Raw genomic sequence first — 18,542 nt, 5'->3', positions numbered from 1 at the left:
ATGACCACCGCTCCGGCTACGTCCCGGATCAAGCACGACATTCCCCCACAAATGCAACTGCTCGCGATCGGAATCAATCACACCACGGCGCCCGTCTCGCTACGCGAACGGGTGGCGTTTCCGCTCGAGCAGATCAAACCCGCTCTTGGTGCGCTGCGCGCGCACCTGGCAGGCCGCAGTGGCACCGAAGCCGCCATCCTCTCCACCTGCAACCGCACCGAGATCTACTGCGCCACGGATATCCTCAAGCCCGGCGTCGAAGGTTTCGAGCACACGCTGCACTGGCTGGCCCAGCACCATAGCGTGCCGGCCAGCGATCTGGCCCCGCACCTGTATTCGCTGCCGCAGTCGGAAGCCGTACGTCACGCGTTCCGCGTGGCCAGCGGGCTGGACTCGATGGTGCTCGGCGAGACGCAGATCCTTGGCCAGCTCAAGGATGCGGTGCGCACGGCGGGAGAAGCCGGTGCGCTCGGTACGTACCTGAATCAGCTATTCCAGCGCACGTTCGCGGTGGCCAAGGAAGTCCGTGGCCAGACCGAGATCGGCGCGCATTCGGTGTCGATGGCAGCCGCGGCCGTGCGCCTCGCGCAGCGGATTTTTGAATCGGTGTCGACGCAACGCGTGCTGTTTATCGGCGCGGGCGAGATGATCGAATTGTGCGCGACGCACTTTGCCGCGCAGCAGCCGCGCCAGATCGTCGTGGCCAACCGAACCGTCGAGCGCGGCGAACGACTGGCCGAGCAACTCGCCGGCCAGGGTCTGACCACGGAAGCGATTCGGCTGTCGGAATTGGGCGATCGCCTGCACGAGTTCGATATCGTCGTGTCCTGCACCGCAAGCTCGCTGCCGATCATCGGCCTGGGTGCCGTGGAGCGCGCGGTCAAGCGCCGCAAGCATCGCCCGATCATGATGGTCGATCTGGCCGTGCCGCGCGACGTGGAACCGGAAGTGGCCCGCCTCAACGACGTGTTCCTGTACACCGTCGATGACCTCGGCGCGATCGTGCGTGAAGGCAACGCGATGCGTCAGGCCGCTGTGGCGCAAGCCGAGGCGATCATCGAGACGCGCGTGCAGAACTTCATGCACTGGCTGGAAACACGCAGCGTGGTGCCCGTGATTCGCGACCTGCAGGTGCAGGGCGAGTCGATGCGCCAGGCCGAACTCGAGCGCGCACGCCGCATGCTCGCGCGCGGTGACGATCCCGATGCCGTGCTCGAAGCGTTGTCCGGCGCGCTCACGCGCAAGTTCCTGCACGGCCCGACGCACGCGCTCAATCACACGCAAGGCGACGACCGCGAAGCGCTGCTGCGCCTCGTGCCCGGTCTGTTCCGCCACAGCAGCCACTCCGAGCGCTAGCCCCGCTCACGGCGCCTCGATCGCTGCCGCCCGGCAGCTGCCCCAAGCCGTACCCAGACGCATCAAGCCGCACCCGGCGATATCCGTCCAAAACAGGCCACACCCGGCCAACACCCCCAGATACATCGCACCGCTACCTGGCCACGCCACTTAGCGATGTCACCCCCGGACTGCCATGAAAGCCAGCATGCTCAACAAGCTCGACCAATTGGCCGAGCGGCTCGACGAAGTCAACGCGCTGCTTGCGCGCGAGGATGCCACCGCCAATATCGACCAGTACCGCAAGCTCTCGCGCGAGCATGCCGAGCTGTCGCCGGTGGCCGAGCAATACGGGCAGTACCGGCAGGCGCAGGAAGACCTGGACACCGCGCAGGCGCTGCTGTCCGACCCCGAGATGAAGGACTTCGCGGCCGACGAAATCGCCGCCGCGCGCGACCGGCTGGAAGCGCTCGAGAAAGCGCTGCAGACGCTGCTGCTGCCGAAGGATCCCAACGACGACCGCAATCTGCTGCTGGAAATCCGGGCCGGCACCGGCGGCGAGGAAAGCGCGCTGTTCGCGGCCGATCTGCTACGCATGTACACGCGCTTCGCGGAGCGCCAGCGCTGGCAGGTCGAGGTCATGAGCGAGTCGCCGTCGGACCTCGGCGGCTACCGGGAAGTGATCGTGCGCATTGCGGGCACGGCGGCGTTCTCGCGGCTCAAGTTCGAGTCCGGTGGTCATCGCGTGCAGCGTGTGCCAGCCACCGAGACTCAGGGTCGCATCCATACCTCGGCGTGCACGGTTGCGGTAATGCCGGAAGCCGATGAAGTCGGCGAGGTCGAGATCAATCCAGCCGATCTGCGCGTCGATACGTTCCGCGCGTCGGGCGCCGGGGGCCAGCACATCAACAAGACCGATTCGGCCGTGCGCCTGACCCACCTGCCCACCGGCATCGTGGTCGAGTGCCAGGACGACCGCAGCCAGCATCGCAACAAGGACAAGGCGATGAAGGTACTGGCCGCGCGCATCAAGGACATGCAGCTGCGTGCCGCGCAGGCCAAGGAAGCGAACACGCGCCGCAACCTGATCGGCTCCGGCGACCGTAGCGACCGCATTCGCACGTACAACTTTCCGCAGGGCCGCGTGACCGACCATCGCATCAACCTGACGCTCTACAAGATCGACATGATCATGGACGGCGATATGGAAGAACTGCTGTCCGCGCTGTCCTCGGAGCATCAGGCCGACCAACTGGCAGCGCTCGGCGAGGATGCATAACCAGACCCGTTTCGCCCTGCCTTCACATCTTTGTATCTGTTGTAAATGCTTGAAACAGCACTAGCTGTCAAAAAGCCGGTGTCTATAATCGATTTCGATCGGGCCGCCTCCCTCGTCACTTCGTCTGCATAGTCAGATAACAGTGTTCGGCAGGGATGTACGCATGGCCCGGCGGATGTCGACTCCCGAAAACAGACACAAGGATGAAATCATGAAGAAACTCCTCGCGCTGCTGATGATCACCACTGCGCTCGCCGCCTGCGGCAAGAAAGACGAAGCGCCCGCCACGAACGCGGACGCTGCTATGCAAAGCGCCGCGGAATCCGCGAAGGCCGCCGCCAGCGATGCTGCGGCAGCAGCCGCCAACGCCGCCGATGCGGCCAAGTCCGCGGCCAGCGGCGTGGCATCGGATGTGTCCGCCGCAGCCGAGCGCGCCAAGGTCGATGCCGGCAACGCCATGGCCAACGCCAAGGATGCCGCGCGCGATGCGGTGAACACCACCGCCGACAAGGCCAAGGACGCCGTCAACAAGTAACGTCCGATCACCCGAGAAGCGCCCCGCCCGGCTCAGCCCGGCGGGGCGCTTTGTTTTTCGGCGGCGTTTCGCATAGCCTGCCAACTAGTTAGAGCGCTCGGTTCCGTTCCGAACGCCCGAGCTCAGTTAAGCGTTATCCTTCCCCACCTCTGCTCCACGAACACCCCGCAATGCCCTCGCCGTCCGATATGACGCCTTCTCCCGACAGCCCGCCCACCGTGCGCGAAGCGCAGACCCTCGCCGCCATGGCCGGGCTGCCCACGCTGGAGGCGCGCATGCTCCTGACCCACGTCACCGGCCTGTCGCGCACGCAGCTGATTACGCGCGATGGCGAGCATCTGACGCCCGCGCAGCGCGATACTCTCGCCACGCTGCTGGCGCGACGGCTGGCCGGCGAGCCGATGGCCTACCTGCTGGGCGAGCGCGAATTTTTCGGACGCCCGTTCCATGTGACGCCCGACGTGCTGATCCCGCGTCCCGATACCGAGGTTGCCGTGGAAGCGGTGCTGGCACGTCTGGCGTCCGTGCGCGCGCCGCGTGTACTCGACCTCGGCACCGGCTCGGGCGCGCTGGCCGTGACGATCGCCTGCGAGCGCACCGACGCCGACGTCTGGGCGACCGATATCTCCGAGGGCGCGCTGGCAGTCGCGCAGGGAAATGCCCGGCTGCTCGGCGCGGGCAACATGCACTTTCTGATCTCGGACTGGTACGCGGCGCTACCGGCGGATTTGCAGTTCGACCTGATTGTCAGCAACCCGCCGTATATCGCAGCCGGCGATCCGCATCTGGGCGAGGGCGACCTGCGTTTCGAGCCGATCGACGCGCTGACCGACCACGGCGATGGCCTGACCGACCTGGCGGCCATCATCGCAGGCGCCGCGGCGCGGCTGCGACGGGGCGGCTGGCTGCTGCTGGAGCACGGCTACGATCAGGCCGAGGCCACGCGCGCGCTGCTAGAACAGTCGGGCTTCGCTGAGGTCTTCAGCGCACGCGACCTCGGCGGCCACGAACGCTGCACCGGCGGCCGCCTGGGTGCTTGAAGTTTCAGCTTGAAGTTGGGACTCCCAGCCGCCATCTGCGCAGCGTCTGAAGTAAAACCGTGATTCCGGTAAAATCCGTCCATCGCGGTTTTCCAATGCCGTTCCATACCCCCAGGTCGGCCAGTGTCCCCAACATCGGCTACCGCAACATCGCAAAATCATGAGTGACGTACAGCAACAGATCGACCAGATCGTCAAGGGCAGCCCCGTCGTGCTGTTCATGAAGGGCACCGCGCAGTTTCCGATGTGCGGTTTCTCGGGCCGCGCCATCCAGATCCTGAAGGCCTGCGGCGTGGACGCCCCGACCACGGTGAACGTGCTCGAGGACGACGGTATCCGCCAGGGCATCAAGACCTACTCCAACTGGCCCACCATTCCGCAGCTCTACGTGAATGGCGAATTCGTCGGCGGCTCGGACATCATGATGGAGATGTACCAGAACGGCGAAATGCAAACCCTGCTCAAGGGTTGATGCATCCATGCCCGTGCCGCAACGATTGATCGTCGCCATCACGGGCGCCACCGGCGCCATCTACGGCGTCCGGCTGCTGCAGGTTCTGCGCGAGGTTCCGGAGGTGGAGACGCATCTGCTGATCTCCCCTGCCGGCGTCATGAATCTGCAGCACGAACTCGAAATCGGCCGCGCGGAAGTGGAAGCGCTGGCCGACGTCGTGCACAACGTGCGCGATGTTGGCGCGACCATCGCCAGCGGATCGTTCCGCGCGCATGCGATGGTTGTCGCGCCCTGCTCGATGCGCACGCTTGCCGCGGTAGCGCATGGCCTCTCCGATAACCTGATCACGCGCGCTGCCGATGTCACGCTCAAGGAGCGGCGCAAGCTCGTGTTGATGGTTCGCGAAACGCCGCTCAATCTTGCCCATCTGCGCAATATGACGGCGGTCACCGAAATGGGCGGCATTGTGTTTCCGCCGGTGCCGGGCTTCTATCAGAAACCGTGCACGCTCGATGAGATGGTCGACCACACCGTGGGCCGCGTGCTCGATCTGGTCGACCTTCCGCACGTTGGTGAAAAGCTGACGCCGGGCTGGGGCGGGCTCAACCCGACGACTTCAAACGACGCCTGAGGTTACCAACCGCGGTAATAGCGGCGGCCGTAATAACCACCACCGTAACCATAGCCACCGTAGTAGTACGGCCGTGGTGTCACCACGACCGCGGGCGGGCCCACATACACTGGCGCCGGCGCAACCACCGGTCCACCAGGCGTGGGATAGACCGCGCATCCACTCATCAGCAGCGCGGCACCGGTAACGACCATGCCAGTCAGTATTGTTTTCATCTTTTCGTCCTTGGGGGCAGGCGGGCGTTTGTGAAGCCCTCGCCTTCAAGAACGTTATACGGGTGCACTTGGTAATACAGCGTCAAGGCGCTGTAACCATTGTTACCATCCGCTACATCCTACGTAGCTAAACGTCAAAGCGAATGCCCTGCGCAAGCGGCAACGCATCGCCATAGTTGATCGTATTGGTGGCGCGGCGCATATAGCCCTTCCATGCATCGGAGCCCGATTCGCGGCCGCCGCCAGTCGCTTTCTCCCCGCCGAACGCACCGCCAATCTCCGCGCCGCTGGTACCGATGTTGACGTTGGCAATGCCGCAGTCGCTGCCGGCCGACGACAGAAAGTATTCCGCCTCGCGCAGAGACTCCGTGAAGATGCACGACGACAACCCGTGCGCCGACGCGTTGTTGAGCGCGATCGCTTCATCGAGCGATGTGTATGGCATGACGTAGAGAATCGGCGCGAAGGTTTCGGTCAGCATGGTGTCGTGCTGCGTATCCGTCAGCACCAGTGCGGGCCGGACGTAGCATGCATGCGGCAAACGATCGCCGAGCAGCCGCTCGCCGCCATGGACGATATTGCCCTGCGCGCGACAACTCGCCAGCGCGTTGGCCATCGCATCGCCGGCCGCGGCGTCGATCAGCGGCCCAACCAGCGTGCCGTCCTGCAACGGATCGCCTACCGGCAACCGTGCATAGACCTGGCGCAGTCGCTCGACCACAGTTTCGACGAGATCCACATGCACGAACGCGCGGCGCAGCGTGGTGCAGCGCTGCCCGGCGGTGCCGGCAGCGGAGAAGGTCATCGCGCGGATGGCCAGTTCGAGGTCAGCCGACGGCGCGACGATCGCCGCATTGTTGCCACCGAGTTCCAGAATCGTGCGCTTGAACAGCCCCGCGCACACGGCGCCGACCTCGCGCCCCATGCGCGTGGACCCAGTCGCGCTGATCAGCCGCACCGCCGGATGCTGTACGAGGTGGTGGCCCAGCGCGCGCCCACCGGGCAGCACCGTGGCAATGCCCGCGTACTGCGACGCCTCCGCCTGCACCACGCGCTCGAGCAAGCCCTGCGCGGCCAGCGCGCACAGCGGCGTCTTTTCCGACGGCTTCCATACCACGCCATTGCCACAGACCAAAGCAAGCGCGGCATTCCACGCCCATACCGCCACCGGGAAATTGAATGCGGAGATCACGCCGCAGAGGCCGTACGGATGCCACGTCTCGCGCATCGCATGGCGCGGACGTTCGGACGCGATGGTCAGCCCATGCAACTGTCGCGACAACCCCACCGCGAAGTCGCAGATATCGATCATCTCCTGCACTTCGCCAAGGCCTTCCTGCAAGATCTTTCCTGACTCGAGCGAGACGAGCCGGCCCAGCGGTTCCTTGTAGCGGCGCAGCGTTTCGCCGAAACGACGCACGAGTTCGCCGCGCGCCGGCGCGGGCGCAAGGGCCCATGTGCTCAGCGCCGCGTGCGCGCGCGCGATGCGCACGTCGGCTTCCTCGATCGTGCATTCAGGCAGATGGCCAAACACTTCGCCATCGACCGGCGAACGCAACGGCAGCATGCCCGGGCGGCGGCCGCCGTGCTGGCTGGCATCGGCGCTCACCTCCCACGCAGGTGGCAATGCCATAGCCTGCCAGCAGGCCGCGATGTCTTGAGCTTTCATGGCAGGGGCGTTCATGCAATGGTTTCCCGTAGTGGATGGTGCGCGTAGTGCTGGCCAAAACGATTGGCGAGAAAGCGATCGAGCGGCATGGCCTCCTGCCGCACGAAGCCGGACTGCGGCAGCTCGCCCGAGACGACGAGGTCGAGCGCGGTGCAGATGCCGGCGGCAGTGGTCAGCTGGATCGCGTTGACGTGCCCGCCGCCCGGTGCATCCATGCCGCCGATGCTGGTGGAGAACGACGCCTGCGTGAGCGGCCCCCGCCGGCCTTCGCTATCCACCGCGGGATATCCGGTCGCACTGGCGAACACGATCACCACGTCCTGCTCCGTGACCGGAATCGCGCGCTCGAAAATCTCGCGCAGCCAGTCGCGCCGTTCGCGCAGGCGCAGGTCGTTGAGCAGCAGCTTCATCTGAGCGCAATGTCCGGGATAGCGGATCGACTTGTAATCGACATGGCGTGCGCGGCCGGCCAGCGTTTCTGGCAGCGTGCCGAGGCCTCCTGACGTATTAAACGCCTCGTATTCGACGCCGTCCACCGCAAAGCTCTCGAGCCCTTCGAGCGCGGGGAGTTCGACGCGCCGGCCATCGACGATAGCCTCGCACGGGTTGCAGTACTCGTTGATCAATCCCTCCGTGCTCCACGTGAGGTTGTACTTGAGCGCGTTGTCTGGATAGCGCGGCAGCGCCCCCACGCGCATGCGCAGGTCGAGCAGTTCGCCACCATCGAGAAAGCGCCGCGCGAGGTCGTTGCCCACCACGCCGATAAAGCCTGGCGCCAGGCCACACTGCGGCATCAGCACCGCGCGCGCGCCATGCGCGAGGATGCCGATGGCGTGCGTGGCAGCGACATCTTCAGTCAGGTCGAAGTAATGCACGCCGAGTTGCGCGGCCACGGTGGCGACGCCGATGGCAGCATGAAACGGCAGCGCGTTGAGCACCGCATCGGCGCCGGCCAGTAACGCGGCGCAGGTGGCAGGCTCGGTCGGATCGGCGGTGCGCACGGCAATGCCGTCGGGCAATCCAGTGAGCCGGTGCGCGTCGCGATCGACGAGGGTCACGCGATAGTCGCCACTGTCGTGCAGCATCGCCGCGATAATGCGGCCGATATTGCCGGCGCCGAGCACGACGACTGGAACTGGGCGATGCGACAGGTCATGGGAGGGGCGGGCAAGGGTCGAGGGTTGCATGAGCGGCTCCGGTTCGTATGCGTCGTTTCATGCTCAAGTATGGACAACGCCGCAAACGAAATGTAGAGACAAGATTGACGAATGCCCCGCATAATTTGCCGATACGACGACCATTCCTGACGAAATGACGGAACTCGACCAAATCGACCGGCACCTGCTATCATTGCTGCAGGGCAATGCGCGCGAGTCCGCCGCCAACCTTGCGCGCGCGCTTGGTATCGCGCGCACGACGGTGGTGGCCCGCATCGCGCGACTCGAAAAAACGGGGGTGGTGGCCGGCTATGGTGTACGGCTGGGCCGGCAGATGGAGGACAGCGCGATCCTCGCGTTCTGCGGACTGTCGGTACAGCCGAAGGCCGCGCCAACGGTGGTGCGGGCGCTGCAGCGGCTACCGGAAGTGGAAGAGCTGAATTCGGTCAGCGGGCCAGTGGACTATATGGCCGTGATCCGCTGCGACACGCATGCGCGACTCGACAAGCTGCTCGACGAGATCGGCATGCTCGATGGGGTCAATCACACGACGACGTCGATCGTGCTGGCGCGCAAGATCGATCGCCGGCGCGCGGCGGACTAGCGCGGCATTACCCGCATTTCGTCACCATTTGCCCGGATCAACGGGCTTGGCGGGTGCCTTCTTGTCGGCCGGCTTGTCGCTGGCCTTCTCCGCGGGCTTGGCATCCGCCTTCGCTGCATCGCCCTTACCCTTGGCACCCGGCGCCGACGCCGGATTCAGCGACTTCGCCACCTCGGCATCCTGCATCGCCATCAGCGCGCGCGCACGTGGCAGCAGCAACTCGATCGTGCCTTCGGACGGATCATCGGGAATCGCATACAACTCGATGGTCAGCGGCTTCTTGATCCAGCCCGCGTGCGTGGCCTTGACCGCCTTACCGGACTTGTCGCGCAGGTCTTCCTGCTCCTGACGGAACGGCTTGCCGTAGCGCGCGCTCAGGCTCTGAAACGCCGCGTCCTGCGAGCGGATGCCGTCAGTCGGAATGATCACGCCGACCAGCGCATTGCCATCGACGAACGCGAGCAGGTGCGGACCATCCATGAACACGGGACGCTTGTCGCGCGGCAGGCCAATCTGGCGCTGGGTGCCGTCGCCACGCAACTCCACGCATAGCGCGGTAACGTCACGGCCGTTGGGCGTGCGGTGATCCGCACAATCGGGAAGGTCAGGCAGCGGGCTGCCGATCTCGAACGTGGACAACATGGCCGAGAGCGCATCGCCTTGGCCAGGGGCCTGCGCGTTGGCGCCCACAGAGGTGCCAGCCGCAATCAGGCCGGCGGCCGCGAGCGCGGCAACTGAGAATTTCAAAACGGAACTCCAGGAAATGGCTCGGGTTGGAGTTTGCCTGAAGCCGGATGTTCCGTGCCCGTTTGTATGCGACCGTAAGTGGCGTATGTGCCGTATATGCCCGCAAGGCGGCTAGCGCAGCATATGCATCGCGGCGTTCCCGAGCATGCCGGCCACCGCGAGCAGTACAGCCCACAACAGCAGGCGAGGCAGGCGGCTCGGCGGTAGCTGGCGCGGCGGCGTGCGGCGCGCGAGTGGAGCGCGCATGCGTGTGTTGCTCTGCAGCCCGCGCGTGTGCCACATGCTGTCGGCGCTAAGCGGATCGACCTCGGGTTGTCGGCTGGATTGCGCCGGCTGTCGCTGAGGTTGCGATTGCGGTTGCGATTGCTTTGGTGATTGCGGTTGCGGCTGTCCCCTGCCGCCTGGTCGTTGCGTGGCCATCTTGCGCTCCCCCGAGTGCTTCGAAAGGCATGCCGGCGCGAAGGGTGTGCCGCCGGAACACACGCGCGTCCCGGATCTGTTGCCACGGGTACGTGCGCGGCACATGGTAGGGCAAAGTCTTACGGAAATCCATGCGCTTCCGCACGTTTCGAATGACGCACTAAAAGCCCTGAGCACTCACTCCGCCGACGATGGGCGCCCTGTGGTGGAACGCGTGGCTGCGACGGCTTCACGGCGGAATGCGTGACCCATATGGTGATAGAACGGGTGCGGGCAAAACTGCCGCGCAAGGAACGAAGCGAACAGCGAAGCAGCCAGCAGGAACACCGTCAGGTCCTGCGTGCGCGTCATTTCCATCACGATCACGCTTGCGGTAATCGGCGCCTGCGTGGCGGCCGCGAGGAACGCGGCCATCGAGATCAGCGCGAGCATGCGCGGCTCTGGCAGAAAGCCGAGAAAGTGCGCGACGTTGTCGCCGATGCCTGCGCCGATCGCCAGTGCGGGCGTGAAGATGCCGCCCGGAATCCCCGCGAAGTACGACAGCACGGTCGCGAAGAACTTGCCCACGCCAAACCACGCGGTGCTTTCGCCATGACCGTTGATCAGTGCCGAGGCCTGCTCGTAGCCGGTGCCAAAGGTCGCACCCGCGGTGCCCCAGCCAATCGCGGCAACGATCAGGCCGCAGCCGAAGGCCACCCAGATCGGATGCCGCTCCGACCATTTGCGCGAGCGTCCCGGCAGCAGGCCCGGCACACCCGCGATCAGCAGCTTGGCAAACAAACCGCCGAGCACGCCGTTGACGGCCGCGCAGAGCAGCACCGGCCCCCATGCGTCATGCAGCGCGAGGATCGGTACCTTGATGCTGAAGTACGGATTGTTGCCGAGCAGCGAGAGCGTGAGAAAGCCCGCGGTCAGCACGCCCGACAGCACCAGCCGGTCCCAGCGCACGGCGGCACCGCGACCCAGCTCCTCGATCGCGAATACCACGCCCGCCAGCGGCGTATTGAAGGCCGAGGCCAGACCACCCGCGGCACCGGCGACGATCAACGCGTTCGGATGAAAGCCGGTGCGGAAGCGCAGCTTGCGCTCGCACCAGCGTCCCCATGACAGCATCGCCGCGGCGCCAACCTGCACCGACGGCCCTTCGCGCCCGACCGATGCACCCGCCAGCAACGCGCCCGTGGTCAGCACCACCTTCCACATCTGCTGCCGGAACGACACCAGCACGTTTTGCGCGGGGCTGTCCGGCGGCAGTGCGATGGATGCCAGCACCTGCGGGATGCCGCTGCCACGTGCCTGCGCGGCAAAGCGAAGGGTCACCCAGCGCAGCGCGGCCAGCCCGAATGGCAGCAGGATAAACGCGAGCCATGGTGTGGCGGTGGTGAGCTTGGCGTTCCAGCGCAGCGCCAGTTCCGCGATCCACGCGAATACGAGCGAGAACAGCGCCACGCCCGCGGCCCCGCACATGAACACCGCATAGCGCATCGTGGTCCGCGAGATACGGCCGGCCTGGCGGGACTTCTTTGCCATGACATGTCGCGCGCGGTGACGTATGCCGCGCGCCTCGGCGGCTGCAGCAGATTCGGATGAAGGTGCATCGGTCGGTTCGGTCGGTTCGGTCATGAGGTGGCAACGCGTGTCGGACAGGCCCCTGCCACTATACGCGCGCATGCCGCGCGCCCGACATATCGCGCCGTCATCGGTCGATTTCGCCCTAGTTCATGCGGCAACGAAAAAACAGCATCAGCAGACTTTCATGACGCAAGTTAATATGACTCTGACTTGCATTAAAAAGTGATGATGTCATGGCATCCACCGATTTTTCAGCCATGCCCTGCCCGATTGCCCGCGCGTTGAGCGTGCTGGGTGAACGCTGGGCCATGCTGATCCTGCGCGAAGCGTTCTACGGCAGCACGCGCTTCGACGAATTCGAGCGCCGGCTTGGCATCGCGCCGAATATTCTGAGCAACCGCCTCAAGGCGCTGGTCGAGCATGGCCTGCTCGACCGGACCCACACGCCCGGCGGCGGCGCGCGGCATGTCTATCAACTGACCGAGTCCGGTCGCGAGTTCTTTCCGGTGTTCGTTTCGCTGAAGGGATGGGCCGATCGCTGGCGCGCCACCGAGCACGGGCCACTGACCATCTTGATCGACGGTCAGGACGGCAGCGAAATCGCGCCGCCGCGGCTGCTGCGACGCGATGGCAGCGAGATCACGCTCGGCGACGTCGAGATCGTGCCGGGACCGGGCGCCAAGGTGTTTCGGCATGAGTTGGAACGGTTCAATGACACCGCCGCAGTGGCCGCCGCATTTACCACCGACGACGAATAACCTCAGCGCGACGCCTGGCGTTCGCGCGTGGTCAGTGTTGCGGCCTGCGGACTAGTCTGCAGCGTGGGCTGCGTGGTTGGCTGCGTGGTTGGCTGCGTTGGGGGTTTTGTCGCCTGCGATGACGCCGGCAACTGCCGCGCATCGCCGACCATGCCCCCATCCCGCACCTCGGCCGGCACCGCGGGCCAACCGCCACCGAGCGACTTGTACAACGCGGCCACACCCGTCAGCACATCGACCTGCCCCTGCACCGCGGCAAGTTGCGCATTGAACAGCTTCTCGCGCGCATCGGTGACCTCCAGATAGCTGGTGTAGCCACCTTCGTAACGGGCGTTGGCCTGATCCGCGTAGATCTCGAGCGCCTGCTCCTGCCGCCTCAGGCTTGCTACGCGAATGCGCGCTTCCATATTGGCCACGAGCGCGTTGTTCACATCCGCCAGCGCATTGAGCACGCTGGCTTGATATGCGAGCATCGCCTGCGTGCGCACGGCACCCGCGCTCTGCACCTGGCCACGAATCGCGCCGCCCTGAAAAATCGGCTGCGTGAGCCCCGCACCCACACCCCATACGCGCGACGCGCTCTGCCACAACCCCGCAGGCGTGGCGGCAATCGCGCCGAACATCGCGGACAGGTCGACGGCCGGCAGATAGAGCGCCTCCGCCGCGCCCAGCCGCGCGTTGGCGGCCACCGCGGCCTGCTCGGCCTCCAGCACATCGGGCCGGCGCGAGAGCAGCATCGCCGGCATATCGGGGCCGACAGCCGGCGCCAGCAGCGCATCGTAAGGCTTGCCGCGCTCGATCGGCCCCGGCTCCACGCCGAGCAGCACCGACAACGCATTCTCGGTCTGCGAGATCGAAGTCCGAATCGGCGGGATCGACGCCTCGGCCGCGTAGTAATCGTTCTCTGCCTGCACCAGTTCCACCTGCGACACCACGCCACCCTCGTAGCGCTGCCGGAAGATATCGGTCGCCTTGGCGCGCACCTCCAGCGTCTGCCGCGCGATGTCGAGCTGCGCATCGAGTCCGCGCAGCGTGGCATAGCCCTGCATCACCGATGCCGCCAGCGCGAGCACGGTGCCGCGCCGCGTGTACTCCGCGTTCCATAGATCGGCTTCCGCGCCCTCGGCCTGACGGCGGATGCGGCCCCACACGTCGATCTCCCAGCTTGCGTTGGCCAGCATCTGGTAGTTATTGTGCGGACCGCTGAAGGCCGAGAAGGGCGTTCCGCCGAGCGTGTTGAAAGCACCGGTACGCTGGCGCGCGGCCGATGCCGTGGCGTTGATCTGCGGGAAGAACGCCGAACGCGCGACCATCAACTGCCCGCGAAATTCGTCGATGCGCGCGGTGGCAATGCGCACGTCATAGCTGTTGCGCAGCGCGGTATCGACGAGCCTGGTCAGCACCGGGTCGTCGAACGAGTTCCACCATGCGTTGTCCGCCTCGATCGTCAGCGCGCCGGTATCGAGCCGATAGTAAGGCGGCGAGGCCACCTCGGGCCGCTGGTAATCGGGACCGATCGCACAGCCCCCCAGCACGGTGGCGACAACCGCCACCTGCAGCGCATGATGGTGATGATGATCGTTCATGATGTTTCTCCCGTCGGTGGCACCACCGGTGACGCAGCCGCAGTCTTGCCGGCCCGCGCACTCCATTTGTCCACTCCGGTGCCGATCAGCCACGAGAACAGCGGCACGAACAGCAACGCCAGCGTCGTGGCGGCAAGCATGCCGCCGATGATGCCGGTGCCGATCGAATGCCGCGAATTCGCACCCGCGCCCGCCGCGATAAACAGCGGCACCGCCCCGAGAATAAACGCCAGCGACGTCATCACGATCGGTCGCAGGCGCAGCTTGGCCGCTTCCACCGCGGCGTCCGCATGTGACATGCCTTCCTTCTGCTTGAGCACGGCAAACTCGACGATCAGAATCGCGTTCTTCGCCGCAAGCCCGATCAGCGTGACCATGCCAATCTGGAAGTACACGTCGTTCGACAGTCCGCGCAGCAGGATTGCCAGCAACGCGCCAAAAATGCCGAACGGCACCGCGCTCAGGATTGATACCGGCAGCGACCATGACTCGTACTGCGCGGCCAGAATCAGAAACACCATCACGATGCCAAACACAAACACGATCGTCGTCGTGTTGCCGGATTTCTTCTGTTCGAACGCCTCCCCACTCCACGCAAAGCTGTAGCTCGCGGGAAGTGTTTCGCGCGCCACCGCTTCCATCGCGGCCAGGGCTTGCCCCGAGCTGTAGCCCGCCGCCGCATCGCCGGTGATCTTGGCCGCCGGGAAATTGTTGAACCGCGACAGCAGATCGGGGCCGCTCGCATAACGCGTCTTCAGCAGGCCCGTCACCGGCACCATCTTGCCGCTGGCCTGTCGCACATACAGGAACTGTAGATCATCTGGATTCGCGCGATATTGCGGCTCCGCCTGAAGAATCACTTGCCACACGCGGCTGTACTGCGAGAACTGGCTCACATAGAGCGAGCCGAACTGCGTCTGCAGCGTGCCGTAGACATCGGCAATCGGCACGCCCATGGTCTCGGCTTTTTCCTTGTCGACTTCGACGCGCATCTGCCGCGATGCAGCTTGAATCGTGCTAGTCAGTCGCCCGAGCTCGGGATGCTCCGCCGCCGCTTTGATGAAGTTACGCGTCACGCCTTCCAGCTCAGCCGAATTGCCGGTGCCGCGATTCTGGATCCAGAACTCGAAGCCGCCCTGCGACCCGAGCCCCGGGATCGATGGCGGATTGACCGGAATGATCACCGCCTCCGGAATCGCGCGTAGCTTGCCGATCAACGACCCGATCACCGCGCGCACCGACAGATCGCGAGTGCCGCGCTGCTTGAAACTCTTGAGCCCGACGAACACCGTGCCCGCGTTGGTCTTGTACTGGCTGTCGATAAAGCTGTAGCCCGACAGCGCCGACGCGTCCTCCACCGCGGGATGCTCGCGGAACAACGCCGCCACCTGCTGCGTGACCTTGTCAGTGCGATCGAGGCTGGCCGAGTCCGGCATCATCACGGCGACCAGCAGGTAGCCCTGATCCTCCGGCGGCACGAACGCCGTGGGAATGCGCGCGAACAACTGCCACACCGCCAGCAGCATGATCACGAACACCAGCAGCGCCACCACCGCGCGCCGCATAAACGCGCGTACCCAGTTGCCGTAATGCTGCACCAGCCGGTCAAACTTCTTGTTGAACCAGACGAAGCCGCGCCATGGTGTGTGATGTCCGGGCTTGAGGATCATCGCCGCCAGCGCCGGCGATAGCGTCAGCGCGCAGAAGCCCGAGATCACCACCGACACCACGATCGTCAGCGCGAACTGCCGATACAACTGACCCGTGGTGCCCGATACGAACGCCACCGGAATAAACACGGCCGACAGCACCAGCACGATGGCGATCACGGGACCGGTCACTTCCTCCATCGCGCGCAACGTCGCGTCACGCGGCGACAGATGGAACTCGGCCATATTGCGCTCGACGTTCTCCACCACCACGATCGCATCGTCGACGACGATTCCGATCGCCAGCACCAATGCGAATAGCGTCAGCAGATTGATCGAGAAGCCAAGCGCGAGCAGCCCGGCAAAGGTGCCGATGATCGACACGAACACCGCAAGCACGGGGATCACCGTCGCGCGCACGTTCTGCAGGAAGATGAACACCACCAGCACCACGAGGATCACTGCCTCGGCCAGCGTGTGCACGACCTCCTCGATCGATGCGCTGACAAACTCGGTGGTATCGAGCGATACCTTGTACGCGATGCCAGGCGGGAACGTCTTCGACATATCGTCGAGCGCGCGCCGCACATCCTTGGCCACCTGAATCGCATTCGAGCCAGGCTGCTGATAGACCGCGATGATCGTCGCGGGCGCCCCATTCAGCGAAGAGCGCAACGTATAGAGTTGCTGCCCCACCTCGGCGTGGCCCACATCGCGCAGCCGCACGATCGCCGCGCCGGTGTTGTCCGCGCGCAGGATGATGTTGTCGAACTGCTCGGGCGTGGTCAGCCGCCCCGGCGTGACGAGCGGGAACGACAGCTCCACCGGGCGCGCATTCGGTGCCTGGCCGACGCTGCCCGCGCCAAACTGCTCGTTCTGGCTCTGCACCGCGCGCTGCACATCCTGCGCGGTGATGCTCAGCGCGGCCATGCGATCGGGCTTGAGCCAGATACGCATGGCAAGGTCGGCCGAGCCCATGATCTGCGCCTGGTTGGCGCCGTTGATGCGCTTGATCGCATCGAGCACGTACAGGTTCGAGTAGTTGTTGATGTACTGCTGGTCAAAGCGACCATCGGGCGAATGCACCGCAATCAGCAGCAGAAAGCTCGACGACCGCTTCTGTACGTTGATGCCGGTCTTCTGCACGGTATCCGGCAACTGGGGCAGCGCGAGGTTCACGCGGTTCTGCACCTGCACCTGCGCGGTATCGGGGTCGGTGCCGATATCGAAGAACACATTGAGCGTCATCGAACCGGTCGGCGACGAGGTCGACTGCATGTAGATCATGTTGTCGGCGCCGTTGACCTGCGTCTCGATCGGCGCGGCCACGGTCTGGGCCACCGTCTCGGAATCGGCGCCCGCGTAGGTGGCGGTGACTGTGACCTGAGGCGGCGTGATGTCGGGATATTGCGCGATGGGCAACGCGAACATCGCCACACCACCGCCAATGACGATGATCAGCGACAGCACCATCGCGAAGATCGGGCGCCGGACGCAGAAGGCGGAGATCATGGTGGCTTGGGCCTAGCGCGTTGGCGCGGGTTGGGGAGTCGAGGCGGGTGCGGAGGCAGGCGGTGCCGCGGCAGGACCGGACGCCGCCGCCGGTGTCCCCACCGGTGTGCTGCCCGCCCCCACCGCCGCGAGCGGCGCTTCGCCCGTGACCTTCACGGGCGCGCCCGCAGTCAGCTTGCCCGCGCCGTCGACAACCACGGTCTCGTCCGCATTCAGTCCCTGCGCGATGCGCCACATCGGTCCTGACAGCTCGCCCACCGTCACTGGCCGCGGCTGTGCCTTGCCTTCCTTGTCGACGATAAACACAAGGTCACCCTTGGGGCCATGCATGACCGCACGCTGCGGCACCACGATCGCATTGGGTCGCGTGGCGCCGCCCACCAGCACGCGCACAAACTGACCCGGCTGCAACTCCTTGTTCGGATTCGGCATCTCCGCACGCACGAGGAAGGTGCCGGTCTGCGGGCTGTAAGTGGCATCGGCGAACGTGATGCGACCCTTGTGCGGATACTCGGTGCCATCGGCCAGCACGATCGATACCGCGTAGTGGCGGTCCGGCGGCACCGTCAGCGACTTGTTCTGCTGCTGCGCGCGGAACTCGAGCGTCTGCGGCTCGGAGATGCTGAAGTTGATGCGCATCGGCGTCAGCGTCGAGACCGTGGTCAGCAGGCTATTGGTCGTGCTGACATAGGCGCCTACCGGCAATACGCCAAAACTCGATACGCCATCGACCGGCGCGCGCACGTACGTATATGACAGGTTCAGTTTCTGCGTTTCCACCTCGGCCGTGGCCTGCTCTACCCCGGCGGCGGCCGAGTGGAACTGCCCGGTGGCATCGTCGAGATCTTTCTGCGACAGCGCATTCTGTTGAGCCAGCGGCTTCACGCGCGCGAGGTTCGAACGTGCCACGTCGAGCCGCGCCTTCTGCTGTGACAATTGCGCCTGCGCGGCGTCGAGCTGCGCCTGGAACGGCTTGTGGTCGATCTCGAACAGGACCTGGTTTTCCTTGACCATCGCGCCTTCCACATAATTGCGCTTGATCAGAAAACCGGCCACGCGGGCGCGCACATCGACGGCCTGATCGCTCTGTGTCTGACCGACAAACTCGAAGGTCACCGGCATGTCCTGCGCGCGGGTCTGGAACACCTGGACCGGTACCGCCTGCGCGGCGGCCGCAGGCGGCTCCTGCTTGCCACAAGCGCTGATGCACAATGCCACGCAACCGAGCATGCACAGACGCAGGCGCAGACGCAAAGCCACGCCAGCGCGCATTGCCTGTGCTACCGGCGCCGATCGGACTTGCCGCTTCATTGACCGCTCCCTCGTTATTCGGCGCGGCAATTGGGTAACGCCGAGCCCGCGCTCGCACCTGTCGAGGT

Annotated in this window: 17 protein-coding genes; 8 read left to right on the top strand and 9 right to left on the bottom strand. The window is 65.2% G+C overall.

What is annotated here, in order from left to right; all coding sequences use genetic code 11:
• The first annotated feature begins 51 nt into the window (after positions 1-51).
• The 6 genes from hemA (at position 52) to LDO41_RS33215 (ending at position 5,274) form a co-directional block, all read left to right on the top strand.
• Positions 52-1,356 carry a glutamyl-tRNA reductase gene (gene hemA / locus LDO41_RS33240; protein WP_223995770.1) on the top strand — a complete coding sequence of 435 codons (1,305 nt, stop codon included), beginning with the start codon at positions 52-54 and terminating at the stop codon, positions 1,354-1,356.
• A 175-nt stretch (positions 1,357-1,531) separates the two neighbouring features.
• Complete coding sequence (gene prfA / locus LDO41_RS33235) at positions 1,532-2,614, top strand: peptide chain release factor 1 (RefSeq protein WP_223995769.1); 1,083 nt, start codon at positions 1,532-1,534, stop codon at positions 2,612-2,614.
• A gap of 211 nt (positions 2,615-2,825) precedes the next feature.
• Positions 2,826-3,149 carry a hypothetical protein gene (locus LDO41_RS33230; protein ID WP_223995768.1) on the top strand — a complete coding sequence of 108 codons (324 nt, stop codon included), beginning with the start codon at positions 2,826-2,828 and terminating at the stop codon, positions 3,147-3,149.
• A 170-nt stretch (positions 3,150-3,319) separates the two neighbouring features.
• Positions 3,320-4,189, top strand: a complete 870-nt coding sequence (gene prmC / locus LDO41_RS33225) for a peptide chain release factor N(5)-glutamine methyltransferase (protein WP_223995767.1) — start codon at positions 3,320-3,322, stop codon at positions 4,187-4,189.
• 160 nt (positions 4,190-4,349) lie between these two features.
• Positions 4,350-4,661, top strand: a complete 312-nt coding sequence (gene grxD, locus LDO41_RS33220) for a Grx4 family monothiol glutaredoxin (RefSeq protein ID WP_223995766.1) — start codon at positions 4,350-4,352, stop codon at positions 4,659-4,661.
• 7 nt (positions 4,662-4,668) lie between these two features.
• On the top strand, positions 4,669-5,274 hold the full coding sequence (locus LDO41_RS33215) for a UbiX family flavin prenyltransferase (RefSeq protein ID WP_223995765.1): 606 nt from the start codon (positions 4,669-4,671) through the stop codon (positions 5,272-5,274).
• A 2-nt stretch (positions 5,275-5,276) separates the two neighbouring features.
• Here LDO41_RS33215 and LDO41_RS33210 read toward each other — a convergent pair whose 3' ends face one another.
• The 3 genes from LDO41_RS33210 to LDO41_RS33200 form a co-directional block, all read right to left on the bottom strand.
• Positions 5,277-5,489 carry a hypothetical protein gene (locus LDO41_RS33210; RefSeq protein WP_223995764.1) on the bottom strand — a complete coding sequence of 71 codons (213 nt, stop codon included), beginning with the start codon at positions 5,487-5,489 and terminating at the stop codon, positions 5,277-5,279.
• A 127-nt stretch (positions 5,490-5,616) separates the two neighbouring features.
• Positions 5,617-7,158, bottom strand: a complete 1,542-nt coding sequence (gene amaB / locus LDO41_RS33205; RefSeq protein ID WP_223995798.1) for an L-piperidine-6-carboxylate dehydrogenase — start codon at positions 7,156-7,158, stop codon at positions 5,617-5,619.
• Positions 7,159-7,169: 11 nt separating this feature from the next.
• A complete protein-coding gene (locus tag LDO41_RS33200; protein ID WP_223995763.1) occupies positions 7,170-8,345 on the bottom strand; it encodes a saccharopine dehydrogenase family protein in 1,176 nt (391 codons plus the stop codon).
• Positions 8,346-8,469: 124 nt separating this feature from the next.
• Between LDO41_RS33200 and LDO41_RS33195 the strand changes: the two genes are divergently transcribed.
• Positions 8,470-8,919, top strand: coding sequence for an Lrp/AsnC family transcriptional regulator (locus LDO41_RS33195; protein ID WP_223995762.1), 450 nt, complete (start codon positions 8,470-8,472; stop codon positions 8,917-8,919).
• 21 nt (positions 8,920-8,940) lie between these two features.
• Here LDO41_RS33195 and LDO41_RS33190 read toward each other — a convergent pair whose 3' ends face one another.
• The 3 genes from LDO41_RS33190 to LDO41_RS33185 form a co-directional block, all read right to left on the bottom strand.
• On the bottom strand, positions 8,941-9,666 hold the full coding sequence (locus LDO41_RS33190) for a hypothetical protein (RefSeq protein WP_223995761.1): 726 nt from the start codon (positions 9,664-9,666) through the stop codon (positions 8,941-8,943).
• Positions 9,667-9,777: 111 nt separating this feature from the next.
• Positions 9,778-9,912 (bottom strand): hypothetical protein, encoded by a 135-nt coding sequence (locus LDO41_RS34295; protein WP_290370940.1) that lies wholly within the window; start codon positions 9,910-9,912, stop codon positions 9,778-9,780.
• Positions 9,913-10,263: 351 nt separating this feature from the next.
• The gene (locus LDO41_RS33185) at positions 10,264-11,616 is read right to left on the bottom strand and encodes a chloride channel protein (protein WP_223995760.1); all 1,353 of its coding nucleotides are present in this window, start codon (positions 11,614-11,616) and stop codon (positions 10,264-10,266) included.
• A gap of 275 nt (positions 11,617-11,891) precedes the next feature.
• On the opposite strand from LDO41_RS33185, the gene LDO41_RS33180 reads away from it, so the two are divergent.
• The gene (locus LDO41_RS33180; RefSeq protein WP_223995759.1) at positions 11,892-12,416 is read left to right on the top strand and encodes a winged helix-turn-helix transcriptional regulator; all 525 of its coding nucleotides are present in this window, start codon (positions 11,892-11,894) and stop codon (positions 12,414-12,416) included.
• A gap of 2 nt (positions 12,417-12,418) precedes the next feature.
• On the opposite strand, the gene LDO41_RS33175 is transcribed toward LDO41_RS33180, so the two are convergent.
• Genes LDO41_RS33175 through LDO41_RS33165 form a run of 3 tightly spaced genes read right to left on the bottom strand, consistent with a single transcriptional unit; the run spans position 12,419 to position 18,474 of the window.
• Positions 12,419-14,002: an efflux transporter outer membrane subunit gene (locus LDO41_RS33175; RefSeq protein WP_223995758.1), complete on the bottom strand. Its 1,584-nt coding sequence runs from the start codon at positions 14,000-14,002 to the stop codon at positions 12,419-12,421.
• The gene (locus LDO41_RS33170; RefSeq protein WP_223995757.1) at positions 13,999-17,163 is read right to left on the bottom strand and encodes an efflux RND transporter permease subunit; all 3,165 of its coding nucleotides are present in this window, start codon (positions 17,161-17,163) and stop codon (positions 13,999-14,001) included. Before LDO41_RS33170 ends, LDO41_RS33175 begins: the two co-directional genes overlap by 4 nt.
• A gap of 12 nt (positions 17,164-17,175) precedes the next feature.
• Positions 17,176-18,474, bottom strand: coding sequence for an efflux RND transporter periplasmic adaptor subunit (locus tag LDO41_RS33165; RefSeq protein WP_318036310.1), 1,299 nt, complete (start codon positions 18,472-18,474; stop codon positions 17,176-17,178).
• Between the last annotated feature and the right edge of the window lie 68 nt (positions 18,475-18,542).

The organism is Cupriavidus pampae (assembly GCF_914271485.1).
In the GTDB taxonomy this organism is placed as follows: Bacteria; Pseudomonadota; Gammaproteobacteria; order Burkholderiales; family Burkholderiaceae; genus Cupriavidus; species Cupriavidus pampae.
Note: the sequence above shows the minus strand (reverse complement) of the source record. Positions and strands in the feature narration are given on the sequence as shown.

What these genes read in the sequence shown, in the direction of transcription:
- amaB (WP_223995798.1), bottom strand. Translation starts at nt 7,158, where the DNA reads ATGAAAGCTCAAGACATCGCGGCCTGCTGGCAGGCTATGGCATTGCCA.
- LDO41_RS33230 (WP_223995768.1), top strand. Translation starts at nt 2,826, where the DNA reads ATGAAGAAACTCCTCGCGCTGCTGATGATCACCACTGCGCTCGCCGCC.
- hemA (WP_223995770.1), top strand. Translation starts at nt 52, where the DNA reads ATGCAACTGCTCGCGATCGGAATCAATCACACCACGGCGCCCGTCTCG.
- LDO41_RS33165 (WP_318036310.1), bottom strand. Translation starts at nt 18,474, where the DNA reads ATGAAGCGGCAAGTCCGATCGGCGCCGGTAGCACAGGCAATGCGCGCT.
- LDO41_RS33180 (WP_223995759.1), top strand. Translation starts at nt 11,892, where the DNA reads ATGGCATCCACCGATTTTTCAGCCATGCCCTGCCCGATTGCCCGCGCG.
- LDO41_RS33175 (WP_223995758.1), bottom strand. Translation starts at nt 14,002, where the DNA reads ATGAACGATCATCATCACCATCATGCGCTGCAGGTGGCGGTTGTCGCC.
- LDO41_RS34295 (WP_290370940.1), bottom strand. Translation starts at nt 9,912, where the DNA reads ATGCGCGCTCCACTCGCGCGCCGCACGCCGCCGCGCCAGCTACCGCCG.
- grxD (WP_223995766.1), top strand. Translation starts at nt 4,350, where the DNA reads ATGAGTGACGTACAGCAACAGATCGACCAGATCGTCAAGGGCAGCCCC.
- LDO41_RS33195 (WP_223995762.1), top strand. Translation starts at nt 8,470, where the DNA reads ATGACGGAACTCGACCAAATCGACCGGCACCTGCTATCATTGCTGCAG.
- LDO41_RS33215 (WP_223995765.1), top strand. Translation starts at nt 4,669, where the DNA reads ATGCCCGTGCCGCAACGATTGATCGTCGCCATCACGGGCGCCACCGGC.
- LDO41_RS33210 (WP_223995764.1), bottom strand. Translation starts at nt 5,489, where the DNA reads ATGAAAACAATACTGACTGGCATGGTCGTTACCGGTGCCGCGCTGCTG.
- LDO41_RS33200 (WP_223995763.1), bottom strand. Translation starts at nt 8,345, where the DNA reads ATGCAACCCTCGACCCTTGCCCGCCCCTCCCATGACCTGTCGCATCGC.
- LDO41_RS33185 (WP_223995760.1), bottom strand. Translation starts at nt 11,616, where the DNA reads ATGGCAAAGAAGTCCCGCCAGGCCGGCCGTATCTCGCGGACCACGATG.
- LDO41_RS33170 (WP_223995757.1), bottom strand. Translation starts at nt 17,163, where the DNA reads ATGATCTCCGCCTTCTGCGTCCGGCGCCCGATCTTCGCGATGGTGCTG.
- prfA (WP_223995769.1), top strand. Translation starts at nt 1,532, where the DNA reads ATGAAAGCCAGCATGCTCAACAAGCTCGACCAATTGGCCGAGCGGCTC.
- prmC (WP_223995767.1), top strand. Translation starts at nt 3,320, where the DNA reads ATGCCCTCGCCGTCCGATATGACGCCTTCTCCCGACAGCCCGCCCACC.